This window comes from Brevibacillus parabrevis (assembly GCF_022701015.1).
Classification (GTDB): Bacteria; Bacillota; Bacilli; order Brevibacillales; family Brevibacillaceae; genus Brevibacillus; species Brevibacillus parabrevis.
The window spans coordinates 1523867-1543207 of the sequence record NZ_CP064090.1 but is presented as its reverse complement, the minus strand read 5'-3'; the positions used below and the strand labels follow the sequence as shown (position 1 = coordinate 1543207).

The window sequence follows — 19341 nt, the reverse complement described above, 5'->3', positions numbered from 1 at the left end:
CCTCCCACGTTTTCCAATGTTAAACTCGCAGGAAGCGGCGAACTGACACCAGGCTTCCCCAGATTCCGATAAACGCGCCAATCGCCAGCAAAGCGAGGGCTACCTGATACACCAATGGGAACAATGGCAATAGATTGAACAGTTGGGAAGCTTCAAAGCTGGAATGAATGGCATCCAGCAGGTAGTAGTAGCCAACTGCCAACAAAATGATCGGGATTAATGCCCCGGTTACACCCATGAGCAATCCTTCTACAAAGAACGGCCAGCGAATAAACCAGTTCGTGGCGCCAACAAGCTTCATGATCTCGATTTCTCTGCGCCTTGCTACAATGGTCAGCTTGATTGTGTTGGCAATCAGGAACATGGCGGTGAAGCCCAGACCGATAATGAAGGCGATCCCTACGTTTCTTACCGTGTCAGTGGCAGCAAACAGCTTTTCGACTGTTCCTTCCCCGTAGTTCAAGCTTCTGACCGATTTCATTTGCTTGATTTGATTGGCGACAGCAGGCGTGTCCTGCGGCAGCTTCGTCTTGACGACAAACGAGTCGGGAAGCGGGTTCCCTTTTTCCAAGCCGTCAAAAAGGTACGCCTTGTCCCCCATACTCTCCTTGAACTGCTTCAAGCCTTCGTCCTTGGAAATAAACTCGACAGACTCCACTGTCGGCATGTTGCGCACGCTTTGTTCAAATTTTTGCAAGTCTTCCTTGGAGGTAAGATCCGCCATGAAGACCCTGATTTCCACTTGTTTTTCGACTGATTTCGCAAAATAGTTGACGTTCATCGCCAAAATCAGGAAGACGCCAAGAATGAACAGAGTAAACGTAACGGCACTGACTGACGCGAACGACATCCAGCCGTTCCGGTTGAGGTTTTTGACCCCTTCACGGACGTGGCGTCCCAGCGTTCTAATCTTCATAACCGTAATCCCCTCTCTGCTCATCACGGGCAATTTGTCCTGCTTCGATGGCAATGACCCGTTTTCTCATGGTGTTCACAATCTCCCGGTTGTGCGTAGCCATGACGACTGTTGTGCCGCGCTGATTGATTTCCTCAAACAGCTTCATGATCTCCCACGACGTCTCGGGATCGAGGTTCCCTGTCGGCTCGTCGGCAATGATGATGCCAGGGCTGTTCACCAGCGCCCGTGCCAGTGCCACCCGCTGCTGTTCGCCACCGGACAGCTCGCTTGGCAACATTTTCGCCTTGTGCTTCAATTTGACCAGACCCAGCACATCCATGACACGCGGCTTGATCTGTTTTGGATTGCTTTCAATTACTTCCATCGCAAATGCGACATTTTCGAATACAGTGAGTGTCGGCAACAGTTTGAAATCCTGGAAGACAACCCCGATGCTGCGGCGAACGAGCGGAATTTGCCGCTCCTTGATCCGGCTTACGTTGAAGCCGCCCAGAAAAATTTGCCCTTTGGTCGGTTTCTCTTCGCGGTACATGAGCTTGATAAACGTGGACTTCCCTGCTCCACTCGGCCCAACCACATACACAAATTCGCCTTTTTCAATCCGAATGTTGATACCCTTTAGTGCATTCGTGCCGTTCGGGTACGTTTTCCAAACATCAAACATCTCGATCAAGCAAATCACATCCTACATAGTCAGATCCTTCTATATTCTCTTGATCCTGATTTTTATTTCTCTGCCGAAATGCTGCTGATTCAGGCAAAATCGACAAAACCCCTCTTCCCTCTGGCAACCTCTGTTGTTCGATGTTGAAAAACAGCGAGATTACCCATCTTATTTATTATACCACCCTGTTTCGCGGATGGTATCCACTAAATCGCTTATTTCTTGTCGAAAGCGTCGCGTTTTCTCTTCCATCCGACACGATTTGTTACCGAAAAGTTTACGAAACGCCACCAAGCCAAACTTTTTTGGCTAAGCCTCAGCACATCGCTGGCTGGCATGCATCCGGGCAGTTCGTTAAAATGTAGCTATCTATGCAAGACGATGAAGGAGCTGACGTGATGGAAAACTTCGTTTACTATAACCCGACTCAACTCATTTTCGGCCGAGGCCAACTGGCCCAGCTGGAAGATAAAGCGAAGCAGCTTGGCAGCACGGTTCTGCTCGTGTACGGCGGTGGCAGCATCAAGCGCTCCGGCCTGTATGACAAGGTTGTCTCGCTGCTTCAAGCTGCTGGCAATCGCGTGCTGGAGCTTCCAGGCGTAGAGCCAAACCCGCGTCTTGGCACTGTGCAAAAAGGGATCGACCTGTGCCGCGCTGAAGGCGTCGACTGGATTTTGGCAGTGGGCGGCGGCAGCGTGATTGACGCAGCAAAAGCAGTTGCAGTCGGCGTTCCTTACGAAGGCAACGTGTGGGATTTCTATACGCGCAAAGCAGTAGCCGAAAAAGCTTTGCCGCTCGGCACCGTCCTGACGCTCGCTGCGACCGGCTCGGAAATGAATCGCGGCAGCGTCGTAACCAACTGGGACACACAAGAAAAACACGGGGCTGGAACTACTTTCCCGACCTTCTCCATTCTCGATCCGGAAAATACGTTCAGCGTCCCGCGCGATCAGACCATTTACGGAATCAGCGATATTTTGTCACACGTTTTTGAGCAATACTTCACGCACACGAGCGAAATTCCGCTCCAAACCCGTTTTGCCGAGGCGATCATGAAAACCGTCATCGAAAACGCCGAGCGCGTTCTGGACAATCCGCAAGATTACGACGCGCGCGCCAACATCCTGTACAGTGGGACGATGGCTTTGAACGGAACGTTGCCTGTCGGCGTGACGACTGACTGGGCTACGCACTCCATCGAGCACGCCGTAAGTGCCGTGTACGATATTCCTCACGGCGGCGGCCTGGCGATCATTTTCCCGAAATGGATGCGGTATGTGTATAAGGAGAACGTGGCGCGATTCGTCCGTTTTGCCGTGGAAGTATGGAATGTCGATCCCGCCGGAAAAACGGATGAGGAAGTGGCGCTTGAGGGAATCGCTGCTGTAGAAGCGTTCTTTGCCCGAATCGGAGCCCCTACCCGTCTCGCTGACTATCAAATTACGGACGAGCATCTGGAACTTATGGCCCAGAAAGCAACTCCTTTTGGTCCGATTGGTCAGTTCAAAACATTAACCAGTGCAGACGTCCACGAAATTTTGCGCATGTCTCTGTAAAAAATCATAGCTGCCGACCAAGGAAAAACGCCGCGCTCTCGCAAGAGTCGCGGCGTTATTGTTTCGTGTCGTGGATTTGCGGCCCGGCCAATTTGCTCCTCCACTTGTACACAATCAGCATCAGCACGGGAAGCCCGATCGAATAGGTAAAGTCGTAATACGGCCAGTATTGCGAGATGATGCTGCCATACACAACCATGTTTGGCGTAAAAATATTTGCCATGACCAACAGCATGACCATGTACGGCAACGTAAGCACAGGCATATCTTGAATGCGGAAAACGTGGCGAAGTCCCAGTTGAAAAAACACACTGTAAATCGTGATCTTGGCGTTCACAGCGATGAACCAGACCACGGCGAGAATGACTTCCAGCCGCTGAATGAACGTCCCGATCTTTATTTGCTTCGCCAGGACGTACGACGGGTACATATGGCGCGCTGTCTGGTCAGCGCCCAGTACGAGGATGCACATAAAAATAACGATCGCAAGCACCATCCCGCCCAAAAAAGCCCCTTTCAAAAAATGCCGCATCCGCTTTTGAATGGGTGAAACGTACGGCAGAATCGCCAAAAATATAACCAACTCTGAAAAAGGAAACGCAACGGAAGGGATGGCACCTGCCACAATCGGCTTCCAGCCATTTTCCATCACAGGCTGTAGCCGGGAAAGATCAGCTTGCGGAATCAGGGAAAGGATGAGCAGCACGAACAGGAAAAAGAAGGTGTAAAAATAAATTTGCGCAGAGTAGGCCACCGTTTGCAGCCCGAGCCGCACTCCGAACATGATGAGAATAACGAGCAACAGCTGAATCGCGATGCTCGGCGTGTCATTCAAAAGATACGTCCCGACAAAATCTCCTGTTTCCAAGACGTGAGCTGAGGCTGAAAAAAACGTGTACCAGACGAAGGAGAGCGTAATCATGGTGCCCAGGACACGCCCGAATAATCGATCGATAAACGAAAAAAAGCTTACATTCGGATAGCGCTTGCCCACTGCGATCAGCAGCAGCACATTGCCCAGTCCGATGACAAGCCCGATCATGACTGCAATCCAGGCGTCCTGTTTCGCGAGATCGGCTGAGATAGCCGGCAGGACAAGTACAGAATCTCCAATCGTTACGAGGGTAACCAGCATCATAAATTGTCGGGGACTGATTTTGTAATTGTCCAGCATGATGATTTTGCCCGCTTTCGACCTTATGACCTTTTCACAATTATTTCCCCATACGCCCCCAGCTAAACGCCAAGCCCCGCCTCCGCTCCCCTCAAATTCATTTTTGCATGAAAAAAACGGACAGGCTCGCTGCCTATCCGTCCTCATGCTTTAGTCAAACTGCTCGATTATGCGGGTGATCCGACATCGATCAACGATTCAATCATCACTTTTTGACTGTTTTTATCTACCCAGACGTGCGTCTCTTTTAGCTTGTTCTGGAACCAGGCAATCTGTGCTTCTACCTGATTGCGCGCTGTACCGCCCAGCACGTTGCGGGCATTTACGACCGTCTCTACTGCCAGCGCATCGTACACGTCTGCCCCGATCACGCCCGAGAAGCTTTGGAACTCCTCCAGAGTCAAGTCGAGCAAATATTTTTGCTGCTCGATGCAGTACAGAACGGTTCTGCCCACGACTTCATGCGCCTGGCGGAACGGCATGTTTTTGCGCACCAGGTAATCCGCCAAATCAGTCGCATTGGAGAAATCGTTGGTGACAGCCTGACGCATGCGTTCTGTTCTCACCTGCATGGTCTGGATCATCGGCGTGAGCAGAGCAAGAGCGCCATGAATCGTCGCCACGGTATCGAACATGCCTTCCTTGTCTTCCTGCATGTCTTTGTTGTACGCCAGCGGCAAGCCTTTGAGCACGGTCAACAAACCAAACAGATTGCCGTACACACGGCCCGTTTTTCCGCGCACAAGCTCGGCGACATCCGGATTTTTCTTCTGCGGCATGATGCTGGAACCTGTGCAAAAGGCATCATCCAGCTCGACAAACGAGAACTCCTGGCTGCTCCAGATGACGAGTTCTTCACACAGACGGGACAAATGCGTCATCAACAGCGAAGCGTCAGCCAAAAACTCGACGATGAAATCGCGATCGCTAACCGCGTCCATGCTGTTTTGATAAATGCCGTCAAATTGCAGCATCTCAGCCACAAACGTACGGTCGATCGGGAACGTCGTGCCTGCCAGGGCACCGGCGCCAAGCGGCAGCACATTCACGCGATTCCACGTCTCGGTCATCCGCTCGATGTCACGCTGAAGCATCGAAACATACGCCATCAGGTGGTAGCCGAACAGGACAGGCTGCGCACGTTGCAAATGCGTATAACCCGGCATGACGGTATCAAGGTGCTGACTGGCTTGCGCAAGCATCGCTTCCTGCAGGTACATCGCCAACTGGATGATCTCCATCAGCTTCTCTCTGAGGTACAGGTGCATATCCAGGGCAACCTGATCGTTGCGGCTGCGTCCGGTGTGAAGCTTGCCCCCCACCGGACCGATTTCCTCAATCAGCATTTTCTCGATATTCATATGAACATCTTCGTGCGCGACCAAAAACTCGGCCTGCCCACGCTCGATTTTGTCTTTTACTTTTTTCAAGCCCGCGATGATTTGACGTACTTCCTCCATCGGCAGGATGCCGCACTTGCCCAGCATGGCAACATGAGCCAGGCTGCCGACGATGTCCTGACGCCACATCTTCTGGTCAAAAGAGATAGAAGCTGTATACTCTTCTACGAGCTGATTCGTCGGCTTCGTGAAGCGTCCTCCCCACAGTTTCATTGCGTGATCGCATCCTTTTCATCCAAAATCTTGATCGCCGTATTTTTGTTCTCATGCAATACGCCTTCGTTCACTTGCGCGTATACTTTTGTCGGCAATCCCCACAGCTTGATGAAACCAAGCGCTGCTTTGTGATCGAACTGATCGCCTGCATTGTAAGTAGCCAGCTCGTGGCTGTAGAGTGTCGAAGCAGATTTGCGGCCCACTACAATCGCATGTCCTTTGTGCAGCTTCACGCGAACGACGCCTGTTACGTGCTTTTGCGTTTCTTCGATGAACGCCTGAACGGCATTGCGGATTGGCGAATACCACAGACCTTCATAGATCACTTGCGCCATTTTTTGCTCCACAATCGGCTTGAATTGCGCTACTTCACGAGGCTGCGTCAAAAATTCCAGCTCGCGGTGCGCGAGAATCAGGGTAGTCGCAGCAGGTGTTTCGTACACCTCGCGGGATTTGATGCCCACCAGGCGGTTTTCTACGTGGTCGATGCGGCCTACGCCGTGGTTTCCGGCAATTTTGTTCAGCTTCAGGATCAGTTCGGACAATGGCAGTTCCTCGCCGTTCAGCGCAGTTGGCTTGCCCTGGACAAACGTGATCTCGATTTCTTCCGCTTCTTCTGGAGCGTCTGCGATTGATTTCGTCAGATCGTACGCACCTTCTGGCGGCGCTGCCCACGGATCTTCCAGAACGCCGCACTCGCAGCTTCTGCCCCACAAGTTTTGGTCAATGCTGTATGGATTGTCCAGATCAATCGGGATCGGGATATTGTTCTTTTTCGCATATTCAATCTCTTCGTCGCGAGTCCAGCCCCATTCGCGAACAGGCGCCACGATTTTGATATCAGGATTCAAGGCAGTGAAGGATACGTCGAAACGCACCTGGTCGTTTCCTTTTCCTGTGCAACCGTGCGCTACCGCTACAGCGCCTTCTTTTTCTGCGATCTCAACCAGCACGCGAGAAATAAGGTAACGCGACAAAGCCGACACGAGCGGGTATTTGCCTTCGTACATCGCATTTGCTTTCAGGGCAGGCAGGACAAATTCTTCTGCGAATGCTTCCTTCGCATCAACAACGATGGATTTGAGCGCTCCTACTTGAAGTGCTTTTTTCTGAACGAAATCGAGGTCTTTGCCTTCCCCTACATCCAAAGCAACCGCGATGACGTCAAAATTGTACGTGTCTTGCAACCATTTAATTGCTACCGATGTATCTAAACCGCCAGAGTAGGCCAAAACAATTTTATCTTTTGCCATTATTCTCTCTCCCCGTTTCAAGTGATCTCTTATGTGAGTAATTATACAAACGAGTTAATAAAAATACAACCACTTTTCGCATTTATTTGCGAGATTTTCACAGACAAAATTAGTCAGCCGTTTTTTACCCGAAAAAGCGGCAAGCTACCCGCTTTTTTCACATGTGCCATTCGCCAGTTCCCATCGCATAGGCGTTTTTCGCCATTTTATCGCGCTCTGATCCGATCCAGACTTGCCGCTTGTGCCTTTTGTATAGGCGGAAAATTCTGTTTATTCAAAACCGAATCTGTGTTGCCTCCCGCTCGCTTCTTGCCCGCTTTTTGGCGTGTATAAAACTGTATTTATGCATAGAAAAGTGTATTCATGCGAAATGAAGCTGCGGCGACGATAGGAATGACTCCCATTCAGGGAGAATCCATATAGTTATACGCTTTGGGACTTTCAAAGCCGGATGGGAGGAACAGATGAAGCAAATTTTTCTGGTGCGCCACTGCCAGGCTACAGGCCAAGAACCAGAAGCGGCGCTCACTGAACAAGGAGCGGCCCAAGCCGAGCAGTTGGCATCGTTTTTTGCCGCTTACCCGATCGACCGCATTATCTCCAGTCCGTATCGGCGGGCGCTGGCTACGATCGAGCCATTTGCTCGCAAGCAAGGCATCCTGATAGAAACGGACGAGCGCCTGGAAGAACGCGTGCTTTCCAGCGTGCCTCGCCCTGACTGGTATGAGCGGTTGCGCGATACGTTCGCTGACCTTTCTCTCAAGCTGGAGGGTGGCGAGTCCAGCCAGGAGGCAATGGATCGGGCCTGCGCAGTCATCCACGAACTGTTGCAAAGCGAAAGCGACCAGACTTTTGTGCTTGTCACACACGGCTGTCTGCTCGCCCTCGTCCTGAAAGCTTTCGACGAGCGGATTGGCTTTTCCGACTGGGAGCAGCTTCGCAATCCAGACGTATTTCACCTCACACAAAGACGGGAAAAATGGCAGCTAACCAGGATCGAGCTGTAGCTGAGCGTGCGTCCAAACAAAAAACAGTTACAAGGGCCAGGTTCAAAACACTGTGCCTCTTGTAACTGTTTTTTTTAGTTTGCCGTTTCTTCGGCAAGCGCAAATCACAAATTCACGGCCTGTTCGGCTTCATTACGCGTATCTCTACACGAGCGCTGCCAAAACGGCTTTTTGTGCATGCAAGCGGTTTTCAGCCTGATCGAAAATAACCGAGCTTGCGCCGTCAATGACTCCCGCGCTCACTTCTTCGCCACGGTGCGCTGGCAAGCAGTGCAGGAACAAGTAATGGCGATCCGCGTGTGCTACCAGTTGCTCGTTCACCTGGTACTCGGCGAATGCCTTCAGGCGCACTTCGTTTTCTTCTTCAAAGCCCATACTGGTCCATACGTCTGTGTAAACAGCGTCTGCCCCCGCGACTGCCTCTACCGGGTCATGCGTCACGATCATTTTTCCGCCGCTCTTTTTCGCGTACTCGACCGCTTTTGCTACGATGGCAGCATCCATCTCATAGCCAACCGGCGTTGCCACGCGCACTTCGAGTCCGAGCAAAACGGCTGCCAGAACGAGCGAGTTGGCTACGTTGTTCCCGTCGCCCACATAGGCGAGCTTGACGCCTTTGAGCTTGCCTTTGTGCTCCCAGATCGTCAGCATGTCAGCCAGTGCCTGGCATGGATGGTACAAATCCGTCAAACCGTTGATGATCGGAATAGAGGCGTGTTCAGCCAACTCTTCCACGTAAGAGTGCGAGAACGTGCGAATCATGATCGCATCGACGTAGCGCGACAATACTTTTGCCGTATCGCTGATTGGCTCTCCGCGTCCCAGTTGCAATTCCTTGCCGCTCATGAACATTCCGAGCCCGCCAAGCTGGTGCATCCCCACTTCAAAGGAAACGCGCGTACGAGTCGAAGCCTTGTCAAAAATCATGCCCAACGTCTTGCCTTGCAAAGGCGTAAACGGCTGTCCCAGCTTTTGCAGCTGCTTGATGTGCGCCGCAAGATGGAGCAACTCCATCAATTCTTCACCGCTGAACTCATCGACACGCAAAAAGTCTTTTCCTTTATGCTTTTGCAGGGGCAAGTTTTGAAAGTGTTCCAATATCTTCACTGGCTGCATGAGAGCCACCTCTTTTCATCATAATGGACTTCACATATAACGAGAATGTATCTGTTGCACAGAACAGCGGAACTCCTTGCTGCACCATGCGGCTGCGCAAGGCAAACCCTCTTCTGCCCTGTTGGTTTCCTTTTGTAGCGGTAATCAGCGCAAAGGCTGCCTGCTCTTTTTGCAGCAATTGATTCCAGGCCGCTTCGTCTTCCACGACATGTTTGACCGAAACGCCAGACGCTGCCAGCCATTCGGCCGTACCAGCCGTTGCCGCTAGAGCCGCTCCTTCTGCTTGCAGCTGTCCGATCAGCTTGCCGACTTCTTCCTTTTTGTCCGCGTCAGTTAGCGAGACCATGACCAGCTTGCCTGTTTGCCAGTCGCCGTACAGATTGTCCTTGAAGGCAAACGCTTTTCCGGCCGCTTCCTCAAACGTCCGTCCCAGTCCCAACACCTCTCCGGTAGACTTCATCTCAGGACCGAGAACCGGGTCCACGCCATTCAGTTTGATCGTGGAAAAGACAGGTGCTTTGACGACGGCAAATGGAATGTCCGGCAGCAAGCCTGTTCCGTATCCCATATCCGCCAGCTTTTCACCCAATTGAGCCTTTACAGCCAACTGGACCATCGGGATGCCTGTCACCTTGCTCGTGATTGGCACCGTACGCGATGCACGCGGGTTTACCTCCAGCACATACACGGTATCCGTGTCGATGACGAACTGGATGTTGATCAGACCAACCGCTCCCATTTCACGGGCGATCGCTTCTGTATAGCTGGCGATTTTGCTCTTGATTTCAGCAGATAGGGCTGGAGCCGGGAAAAGCGCCACACTGTCACCAGAGTGAATCCCCGCTTTCTCCACGTGTTGAAAAATTCCCGGGATCACGACAGACTGCCCATCGCAAACCGCATCAACTTCGGCTTCCCGACCTGGTACGTATTTATCGACCAAAAGCGGGAAAAACGCGCTGCTTTGCGGATGATTCAGCCATTCACTGATCGTCGCTTCCAGCTCTGCGATGTCGTGTACAACCACCATTCCTTGTCCGCCGATGACGTACGAAGGCCGCATCAAAACAGGGAAGCCAATCTCTTCTGCGATCGCGGTCGCATCTTCCAGAGACGACACCCCTTTGCCCGGGATGTGCGGAATGTCGAGCTTGCGCAGCATGGCGTAGAACAGCTCGCGATCCTCTGCCCGTTCAATGGCAGCCAGTGACGTGCCCATTACCTTCAGCCCGGCCTGTTCCAGCTTTGCCGCCAGGTTGATCGCTGTTTGCCCGCCAAACTGAACCATGACTCCTTCCACCTGTTCACGTTCGGCAACGTGCAGCACATCTTCCACATGCAGCGGCTCAAAGTAAAGGTGGTCAGCCGTTTCATAATCCGTACTCACAGTTTCCGGGTTGTTGTTTACGACGACAGCGGAAATTCCGCTTGCTTGCAAAGCTTTCGCGGCGTGGACAGAGCAGTAGTCGAACTCGATGCCTTGCCCGATGCGGATCGGGCCGGAGCCGAGCACCAGAACTTTTCGTCCGGTCAATGTCTCGACTTCATCTACTCCTTGCCAATCCGAATAGTAGTACGGTGTCTGTGCGTCGAACTCTGCCGCGCACGTATCCACAATTTTATAAGTAGGCGTAATGTTCGCTGTCTCGCGCTGTTGTTTGATTTGCAAAGGCGTTGCTCCGGTCAGCGAAGCGATTGTTTCATCCGCAAAACCGAGACGTTTGGCAGCCAACAGCAGCTCTGTGGAGAGTGTGCTGCTGTCGTGAGCAGACAGCTCGACTTCCATGTCGACGATTTTGCGCAAGCTCCGCAGGAAAAACGGATCTACCCCTGTCAGGCCGTGCAACTGTTCTTCTGTGAACCCTTTGCGAATCGCTTCGGCAAAAACGAACAAACGGATATCAGTCGCATCCTGCAAAGCTTGAGCCAGCTCTTCATTCGTCCAGGAAGCAAGCTCCGGGCGAGACAGGTGTGTGCAGCCTTGCTCCAGCGAGCGAACGGCCTTCAACAAACCAGCCTCCAGATTGCGGGCGATGGACATGACTTCGCCCGTTGCCTTCATCTGCGTACCCAGCTTGCGGTCAGCGTGCGGGAACTTGTCAAATGGAAAGCGCGGGATTTTTACCACGATGTAGTCCAAAGCAGGCTCAAAGCTGGCATACGTGTAACCCGTAATCGGGTTGATCACTTCGTCCAGCCCATAGCCCAATGCCAGCTTGGCAGCGATCCGCGCAATCGGATAGCCTGTCGCCTTGGAAGCCAACGCACTCGAGCGGCTCACCCGCGGGTTGACTTCGATCAGCACGTAGCGGTCAGAATCGGGATCGAGGGCAAACTGGATATTGCAGCCGCCTACTACGCCCAGCGAGCGGATCACTTTTGTCGAAGCGCTGCGCAACATTTGATACTGGCGGTCTGTCAAAGTTTGCGATGGCGCCACGACGATGCTGTCTCCCGTGTGGATACCCACCGGGTCCAAATTTTCCATATTGCAGACGATGATGCAGGTGTCGTTGGCATCCCGCATGACCTCGTATTCAATCTCTTTCCAGCCTTTTACGCTCCGCTCGATCAGCACTTGCCCGATCGGGCTGGCTGCGATGCCGCCCGCCGCAACTTTGCGCAGAGCAGCTTCGTCCTCGGCGATGCCGCCCCCTGCTCCACCCAATGTATAGGCAGGACGGACGATGACGGGATAGCCGATGGAGTTGGCAAATTGAATGGCCGCTTCTACGGATTCCACTGTGTCGCTCTCGGGAACCGGCTCTCCGATTTGTTGCATCAACTGCTTGAACAGTTCACGGTCTTCCCCGTTTTGAATGGCGGCAAGCGGCGTTCCCAGCAGCTGTACCTGATACTTTTCCAGGACTCCCGCTTCCGCCAGGGAAACGGCGAGATTCAGTCCGGTCTGTCCGCCCAGTGTAGGCAAAAGGCCGTCCGGGCGCTCCTTGGCGATAATCTCGGTCACCGATTCCACGGTGAGCGGCTCCAGATACACTTTGTCTGCTACTTGCTCATCTGTCATGATCGTCGCCGGGTTGTTGTTCACCAGCACGACCTGCACGCCCGCTTCTTTCAACGAAAGGCAGGCTTGTGCTCCGGCGTAATCAAATTCGGCCGCCTGACCGATAACGATCGGGCCAGAACCGATAACCAAAACTTTGTGAATGTGTGGCAATTTAGGCATATCTCTTCGCTCCTACTACACGCATCGATTGCAAGAATTGGTGGAATATATGGGAAGTATCGCTCGGTCCGGGATGCGCCTCCGGATGGTACTGCACGCTGAACACGGGCAGACTCACATGGCGCAGCCCTTCTACCGAGCCGTCATTTACATTTCGGTACGACACGGCCAACTGGCGTTTGTCCAAAGCTTCTTCCTTGACGACGTATCCGTGGTTTTGCGAGGTCATGTATACCTTGCCCGTCATCATGTCCTTCACCGGATGGTTGCTTCCGCGGTGGCCGTAAGCAAGCTTCTCTGTTTTGCCGCCGTACATCAGCGCCAGCACTTGATGGCCCAGACAGATGCCCAGTGTCGGGTACTGCTCAACCGCTTTTCGCCATTCGCTGCAATACGCGAGCAGATGCTCCGGATCTCCAGGGCCGTTGGAAAACAGCAGTCCGTCTGGCGCAAGCGCGTTGATTTGGGCAAATGTCGTATCAAACGGCACCACCGTGACACGGCATCCCAGTTCCAGCAGCGAATCGAGAATCGATTTTTTCATTCCGAGATCGACCAGCACGACATGCTCGCCTGTACCCGGGTAACGCTCGATTTGATTCGTGGAAACGTTCGCTACCAATGATTTTTTCGCATGCTTGTAGCGCAGTGACGCCACTTCAGCCGCTTGCATAGGCTGATCGGAAATCACACCGAAGACCGGACCATTTTGCCGCACGCGCTTCGTAATGGTTCGGGTATCGATTCCGGCCAGGATCGGAAAGCCGAAGTCTTCCGCCGCCTGGGCCAGTGTCTTGGTCGACTCGTAATGGCTAGGCTCTGTGCACAGCTCGCTGACGATCATTCCCGTCAATGCCGGCTTGGCTGCTTCATAATCTTTTTCATTGATCCCGTAGTTCCCGATCAATGGATATGTGAAGGTGACGATCTGTCCCGCAAAGGAAGGGTCAGTCATGACTTCCTGATAGCCCGTCATCCCTGTATGAAAAACCACTTCTCCGAATCCGTTAATGGGAGCACCGTAAAGCTGTCCTGCGAATACCTCGCCGCTCTCCAACGTGAGGTATCCCGTTCCCAGTGATTGATTCTCTCTGTTCATCCGTGAAGCCACTCCTCTCCAATAGGCACGTCTAGACGCCAACTGGCGCATATGATCAGGTGAATAATTCATTCACTTGTATACCGTTCATACCGAGAATTTATGCAACTCTTTGTATTAATATACATTCAGCATTATAAAAATGCAACGAGTTTTTTGACTTCCGCAACTCGTTGCATTTTGGCAGAACATGCAATCTTTGCTGTTAGGCTTGCTCCAAAGCCTCTCCGAATACAGCCATTGCCTGCTTTACTTCCTCGTCCGTCGTAACGAAGGAAGGGAGCAGACGCAAAACTTGCGGCCCTGCCGTCAGGAAGATGACTCCTTTTTCCCGTGCATACGTCACGATATCGCCCGCCGGGATGGTCAGCTCTACGCCCAAAAGCAGCCCTTTTCCACGCACGGTGACGATCTTGTCTGGATGCTCGGCCTTCAATTTTTCCAGCTCTTGCGTCAACACTTGATGGATATGCGCTACCTGATCGAGGATTTGTTCTTCTTCCATCGTCGCAAGCGTAGCGATTCCTGCTGTCGCTGCCAACGGGTTTCCGCCGAATGTCGTTCCGTGCGTCCCTGGCGAAAATGCTTCTGCCACTTCTTTTGTAGCAACGACTGCGCCGATCGGGAAGCCGCTGCCCAAGCCTTTTGCCAAAGAAATCGCATCCGGCTTGACTCCATATTGTTGAAAAGCGAACCATGTGCCGGTTCGGCCAATGCCCGTCTGAATTTCGTCGACCAAGAGCAACAATCCGTGCTCATCGCACAAGTCACGCAGTGATTTCACCCAGGCTTCCTCTGCCGGGTGCACGCCGCCTTCGCCCTGAACCAGTTCCAGCATGATCGCGCACGTCTTGTCGTTAATCGCGGATTGAACCGCCGCGAGATCGTTGTACGGTACTGTGACGAAGCCCGCAGGCAAAGGCAGGAAACCATCCTTGACCTTGTCCTGGCCTGTCGCTGTCAAAGTCGCCAAGGTACGTCCGTGAAAAGACTGCGCAAACGTAATGACCTCGTAGCGATCCTCGCCTTTCACTTTTTGCGCATAGCGGCGAGCAAGCTTGATCAAGCCCTCATTCGCCTCGGCCCCGCTGTTGCAAAAAAACGCCTGATCCAGCCCTGACAGGCGGCTCAGCTTTTCCGCCAAAATTTGTTGCTGCGGAATGTGCACCAGATTAGAACAATGCCACAGCGTATCCAGCTGTTCGTGCAGCTTGGCTGTCACTTTTGGCGGGACATGCCCCAAAGAGGTGACCGCGATGCCTGAGGTAAAATCGAGATAGGCTTTCCCCTGATCATCCCACACTTGATTTCCTTTGCCTTTTACCAGGCTGATTGGCCATCTTGCATAGTTATTCATAACATGCAATGGCGCTGTCACTGTACTCATGTCTTTGCCCTCCTTAATTGGCGTGATTTACATTCATTCTGACCGTTGTACCGACTGTCTCCCCTGTGCAGACGCCGAGCAAGTCTTCCGCTGTTCCCCTGCAAATGACGACCTGATTGACGCCTTGACCGAGTGCATCCAGTGCTGCCTGAACCTTCGGAATCATTCCGCCGGTAATGATTTGAGCCTGGATCATCGCTTGAATCTCTTCTGTGCTTGTTTGCGCGACAACTTCTTTGGTGCCGTCTGCTTGCGGCCGCATGATCCCTGGCACATCTGTTACCATGATCAGCTTTTCCGCAGAAAGTGCTGCCGCGATTGCGCCCGCTGCTACATCCGCGTTGACGTTGTACGTATCCACCCCGCTATCGCTCACGGACAGCGGAGCAATGACCGGAACGTAGCCTTTTTCCAGAATCGCAGCCGGAATGGCCGTATCGGCTTTCGTAATCTCTCCTACCCAGCCCAGCGGTTTGGACGTTTTTTGCGCCACGAGTGTCTGTCCGTCGATTCCGCTCACGCCCCATGCCTTGGCGCCCGCTTGGGTCAAGCGCCGCACGAGTAGCTTGTTGATGCTTCCGCACAAAATCATTTCCACGACGCGCAATGTATCTTCGCAAGTCACACGCAACCCGTCGACAAACTGCGGCGTGATTTGCACGCGGTCCAGCATGCTGTTAATCGCAGGCCCCCCGCCATGCACGATAACGATCTGCTTGCCTTCTTGTTGCAGCTTCGCAATCGCCTGAAAAAAAGAGTCCGGCAACTGATCCATCGTGCTGCCGCCGCATTTGATAACGACTATCCCCTGCATCGCTTTTCCTCCTCTACGGGAATACCGGAACGAGCGGCAAACCCGTTTTTTCTGGCATTCCGAACATGACGTTCATATTTTGCACCGCTTGGCCTGCTGCCCCCTTCATCATGTTGTCGATCACGGACAGCAAAACGACCCGACCCGTACGCTGATCTACATGAATGGCGATGTCGCAGTAATTGGAGCCGTACACTTCCTTCGTATGCGGATAGCTTCCCGCTGGACGTACACGGACAAACGGTTTGTCAGCATAAGTCGCTTCGTACAGCTCCTGTATTTGCGCCTGGCTTACCTCCTGGCTCAGTTGACCGTAAGCCGTGACCAAAATCCCGCGCGTCATCGGCACGAGGTGAGGAGTAAACTGCACGATCGTCTCCACGCCGCTCTGCTTGTGCAACTCCTGCTCAATCTCTGGCGTATGCTGGTGGCTGCCTACTTTGTAAGCATGGATGCTTTCGTTGATTTCGCTGTAGTGAACGCCGAGCGAAACACCTCGGCCTGCCCCGGAAACACCTGACTTGGCGTCAACGATCCAACTGTTCGGCTTGACCCACCCGCTTTTCATCAAAGGAATCAAAGCGAGGAGTGCCGCTGTCGGATAGCATCCCGGATTGGCAATGAGGCTGGCACCTGCGACCTGCTCCTGATTCCATTCCGTCAGTCCGTATGCCGCCTGCTCGACAAAGCTGGCTGGCGCTGGCTCTTTTTTATACCAGGCTTTGTATACATCGCCCTTCTCCAACCGAAAATCGCCGGACAGATCGATCACCTTCACGCCGCTCTCGACGAGTTGTGGAGACAATCCGGCGCTGACCCCCGCAGGCGTGGCCAGAAAAATCAAATCATTCGCTTTGCTCATGCTGTCCGCATCAATAGGCAAAAGCTTTGGCAACCCCAGCCCGCTTACATGCGGAAACGTTTTTTCCAGTCCCTCTCCATCCGCCGAGCTTGAATATACATTTGCTATTTCAACTTGAGGGTGGCCAGCCAGCAGACGAATCAATTCCGCTCCGCCGTAACCAGTTGCCCCAACGATTCCGACCCGAACCATGAACCTCTCCCTTTCTTTATATCCGTTTTTGTATTTTTATACATGAATGATAATAAAAATTCAGATGAAATACAACTGGCAAATCTGTATGCGCTAATTTTTCTGCTGGTGCTCAGCCTTAATTGGTTCTTCGCCAGCATGAATTTTTATAAGTCCCTAGCAATAAAAAAACGCCCGGATATTCTCCGAGCGCTTCGTTCTTGCCGTTATTTACTTTTTGTCAGCAAGCCAAGCTGCGATGTTTTCCGCGTCTGTCCCTTTTACCAGTCCAGGCGGCATCGCGCCCTTGCCTTTGTTCAACACTTCCAAGATTTGATCTTTTGTCAGTTCCGAGCCAATCTTTTGCAGGTTGGGACCAACTGCGCCCTCCAGCGATTGGCCGTGGCACCCGGCACAGGTGTTTTTAAACAGCGTTTCTGCCGTTGCAGCATCGTAGCTGCCGGATGGAGCCGTGGTGGAAGGCGATTCAGTAGCCGGCTTCTCAGCAGGGGGTTGCGTCTGCTGATTGCCGCCGCCACAGGCGCCTAGCGAGAATGTGAGTACAGCCGCAAGCAGGGTGAACGGGATGCGTTTCAAGGCTGTTCCCTCCTTATTTAAGTAGAAATTCTTCGCTAAGTATGCCTCGACGACGACTTCTTCATTCCTCTCCCTGCCGAATTTAGGTCAAAGGCAGTTCAAGCGGGCTCCACTCGCGCAGCTCCAAAGTCCGCGCCCCTTCTACTACGACCGGATCGGCTTCGGCCAGTTTGCGCGCTTCTTCCAAGGACTCTGCCTTGTAGATGACCAGACCGCCCTGCTTGTCCGTGAATGGTCCTGCCATAAACACCTTGTCCTGACGGTACAGATCGTTAATATACTCCAAATGCGCTGGCCTGATTTTGGCATTCAATTCCTGATCAACAATCGGCAAAAAAGCGACATACAACATGCGTGAACCCTCTCCTTATCAGTTCGTGCGTTTGTTTGCAGTATACCATATTTGACAATCAGGACTTTAGCCCGGGTAGGATTTTTTCACTCTACAGCGAACGTTTTGAAATGGAGCAAGAAGCGACAGAAAGGCGGTCAGGTATGGGTACGCAGTTGCAGTTGTACAATTCGCTCTTCCATAACAATCCCGATGCTGTTTACATTATCGACATGCATGGCAACCTTACTGGCGTCAACGCCGCAGGAGAAGAACTGTTGGGCTACTCCGCTCCTGAACTGCTGCGGATGAAAATGTGGGAGCTGATTGCCCCTGTTCCTCAGCCGGACAAGGAAAGACTGGTTAGCCTGCTTAAAGAAGGCGTTCGCAAAAATATACCGTACCGTCTCCGACATCGGGACGGACGTTATTTGGAGATCAGCATCTCCAGCTTCCCAATCTTTCATAACGGAGAAATCGTTTGCCGCTATTCGATTGCCAAGGATGTTACACGCCAAAAGCAGACAGAAGAAGCGTTACTTTTCATGCAAGAAAATTTTCGGCTGATTTCGGAAAACATCATGGATCTGATTTTGATTGTCGACTTGAACGGGCACATTACATATGCATCGCCATCGATTCAATCCGTTCTTGGTCTGTCTGCCTCACACATTTTGCTCCGGCACTTTTCCGTTTTGATACAGCCTGAGCAGCGTCAAGCCGCCAGCCTTGATTTTCAAAAGATGATCGTGGACAAGATACCACTGGAAGCCGAGTATTCGTATCGTCATCCCGATGGCCGGATGCTTATTTTTGAGTTCAAAGGAACGCCGGACATCGGAGCAGACGGCCACGTGAAAAATACCGTAATCGTTGCCCGCGATATTACAGAGCGGCGGCATTCGGAGGAGCTGCTGCGTTACTCGGACAAGCTCTCCGCCCTCGGCGAGCTTGCCGCAGGCATCGCGCACGAAATCCGCAATCCGCTCACTTCATTGAAAGGATTCCTGCAATTGATGGAAAGCGAACCGGCAACAAACCATCAATATGTGCAAATCATGCTTTCCGAAATCGAGCGCATCTCTTCCATCACGAGCGAGCTTTTGCTGATGGCCAAGCCACAGACTCAGCGGTACGCGCCAAACGGTCTGCTGCCGCTGCTTCACTCTGTCATCAAGCTGCTTGCGCCACAAGCGCTGTTAAAAAACGTGAATATCGTGACACATTTTCCGTCAGCTACTTCGCTGATTCCTTGTGAGGAGTATCAAATCAAACAAGTGTTTATCAACATCATAAAAAACGGCATGGAAGCCATGCCGTCAGGAGGAATCCTCTCCATCGCAGTCGTCGAGGACGATCAGAACGTCCTGGTTCGGGTAACCGATCAAGGCCACGGCATACCCGAGGAGCTGCTTCCGCGATTGGGAGAGCTATTTTACAGTACAAAAGAAACCGGAACGGGTCTGGGGCTTCTCGTAAGCTCCAAAATCATTCGCGATCATGGTGGTACGCTTGAAATCACGAGCAAACTCGGCAAAGGAACCACCGTCATGATTACTTTGCCGAAAGTCGTGCAGTCATAAGCGAC

16 protein-coding genes are annotated in these 19341 nt (G+C 52.5%); 3 read left to right on the top strand and 13 right to left on the bottom strand.

The annotated features are described in order from the left end of the window. Positions 1-19: 19 nt before the first annotated feature. Together ftsX and ftsE are read right to left on the bottom strand one after the other, a co-directional pair. Complete coding sequence (gene ftsX, locus IRJ17_RS07350) at positions 20-916, bottom strand: permease-like cell division protein FtsX (RefSeq protein ID WP_122966101.1); 897 nt, start codon at positions 914-916, stop codon at positions 20-22. Next, positions 906-1592, bottom strand: coding sequence for a cell division ATP-binding protein FtsE (gene ftsE, locus IRJ17_RS07345; protein ID WP_063229295.1), 687 nt, complete (start codon positions 1590-1592; stop codon positions 906-908). Before ftsE ends, ftsX begins: the two co-directional genes overlap by 11 nt. Before the next feature lie 389 nt (positions 1593-1981). Between ftsE and IRJ17_RS07340 the strand changes: the two genes are divergently transcribed. After that, on the top strand, positions 1982-3139 hold the full coding sequence (locus IRJ17_RS07340) for an iron-containing alcohol dehydrogenase (RefSeq protein WP_063229294.1): 1158 nt from the start codon (positions 1982-1984) through the stop codon (positions 3137-3139). Between the two features lie 55 nt (positions 3140-3194). Here the strand turns inward: IRJ17_RS07340 and IRJ17_RS07335 are convergent, their stop codons facing one another. The 3 genes from IRJ17_RS07335 to IRJ17_RS07325 form a co-directional block, all read right to left on the bottom strand. Beyond that, positions 3195-4313 carry a GerAB/ArcD/ProY family transporter gene (locus tag IRJ17_RS07335; protein WP_122966099.1) on the bottom strand — a complete coding sequence of 373 codons (1119 nt, stop codon included), beginning with the start codon at positions 4311-4313 and terminating at the stop codon, positions 3195-3197. 167 nt (positions 4314-4480) lie between these two features. Beyond that, a complete protein-coding gene (gene argH, locus IRJ17_RS07330) occupies positions 4481-5926 on the bottom strand; it encodes an argininosuccinate lyase (RefSeq protein ID WP_122966098.1) in 1446 nt (481 codons plus the stop codon). Continuing rightward, positions 5923-7182: an argininosuccinate synthase gene (locus tag IRJ17_RS07325; RefSeq protein WP_063229292.1), complete on the bottom strand. Its 1260-nt coding sequence runs from the start codon at positions 7180-7182 to the stop codon at positions 5923-5925. The genes argH and IRJ17_RS07325 overlap by 4 nt, the downstream gene beginning before the upstream one ends. Before the next feature lie 464 nt (positions 7183-7646). Between IRJ17_RS07325 and IRJ17_RS07320 the strand changes: the two genes are divergently transcribed. Then, entirely contained in the window at positions 7647-8189 is a 543-nt protein-coding gene (locus IRJ17_RS07320; RefSeq protein WP_242774027.1) for a histidine phosphatase family protein, read from the top strand. A 144-nt stretch (positions 8190-8333) separates the two neighbouring features. Here IRJ17_RS07320 and argF read toward each other — a convergent pair whose 3' ends face one another. From argF to IRJ17_RS07280, 8 genes are all read right to left on the bottom strand, one after another. Continuing rightward, entirely contained in the window at positions 8334-9305 is a 972-nt protein-coding gene (argF, locus tag IRJ17_RS07315) for an ornithine carbamoyltransferase (RefSeq protein ID WP_122966120.1), read from the bottom strand. Next, complete coding sequence (gene carB / locus IRJ17_RS07310; protein WP_242774025.1) at positions 9250-12492, bottom strand: carbamoyl-phosphate synthase (glutamine-hydrolyzing) large subunit; 3243 nt, start codon at positions 12490-12492, stop codon at positions 9250-9252. Before carB ends, argF begins: the two co-directional genes overlap by 56 nt. Beyond that, positions 12485-13591, bottom strand: a complete 1107-nt coding sequence (locus IRJ17_RS07305; protein ID WP_122966095.1) for a carbamoyl phosphate synthase small subunit — start codon at positions 13589-13591, stop codon at positions 12485-12487. The genes carB and IRJ17_RS07305 overlap by 8 nt, the downstream gene beginning before the upstream one ends. A 205-nt stretch (positions 13592-13796) precedes the next feature. Next, the gene (locus IRJ17_RS07300; RefSeq protein ID WP_122966094.1) at positions 13797-14978 is read right to left on the bottom strand and encodes an aspartate aminotransferase family protein; all 1182 of its coding nucleotides are present in this window, start codon (positions 14976-14978) and stop codon (positions 13797-13799) included. A gap of 13 nt (positions 14979-14991) precedes the next feature. Beyond that, a complete protein-coding gene (gene argB / locus IRJ17_RS07295; protein WP_173596429.1) occupies positions 14992-15792 on the bottom strand; it encodes an acetylglutamate kinase in 801 nt (266 codons plus the stop codon). A 13-nt stretch (positions 15793-15805) separates the two neighbouring features. Next, on the bottom strand, positions 15806-16846 hold the full coding sequence (gene argC / locus IRJ17_RS07290; protein ID WP_122966092.1) for an N-acetyl-gamma-glutamyl-phosphate reductase: 1041 nt from the start codon (positions 16844-16846) through the stop codon (positions 15806-15808). Positions 16847-17056: 210 nt separating this feature from the next. After that, on the bottom strand, positions 17057-17422 hold the full coding sequence (gene cccB / locus IRJ17_RS07285) for a cytochrome c551 (protein ID WP_063229284.1): 366 nt from the start codon (positions 17420-17422) through the stop codon (positions 17057-17059). Positions 17423-17504: 82 nt separating this feature from the next. Next, the gene (locus IRJ17_RS07280) at positions 17505-17774 is read right to left on the bottom strand and encodes a YciI family protein (RefSeq protein WP_122966091.1); all 270 of its coding nucleotides are present in this window, start codon (positions 17772-17774) and stop codon (positions 17505-17507) included. 143 nt (positions 17775-17917) lie between these two features. Here IRJ17_RS07280 and IRJ17_RS07275 point away from each other — a divergent pair, with 143 nt between their 5' ends. Then, on the top strand, positions 17918-19336 hold the full coding sequence (locus IRJ17_RS07275; RefSeq protein WP_242774015.1) for a PAS domain-containing sensor histidine kinase: 1419 nt from the start codon (positions 17918-17920) through the stop codon (positions 19334-19336). The last annotated feature ends 5 nt before the right edge of the window (positions 19337-19341 follow it).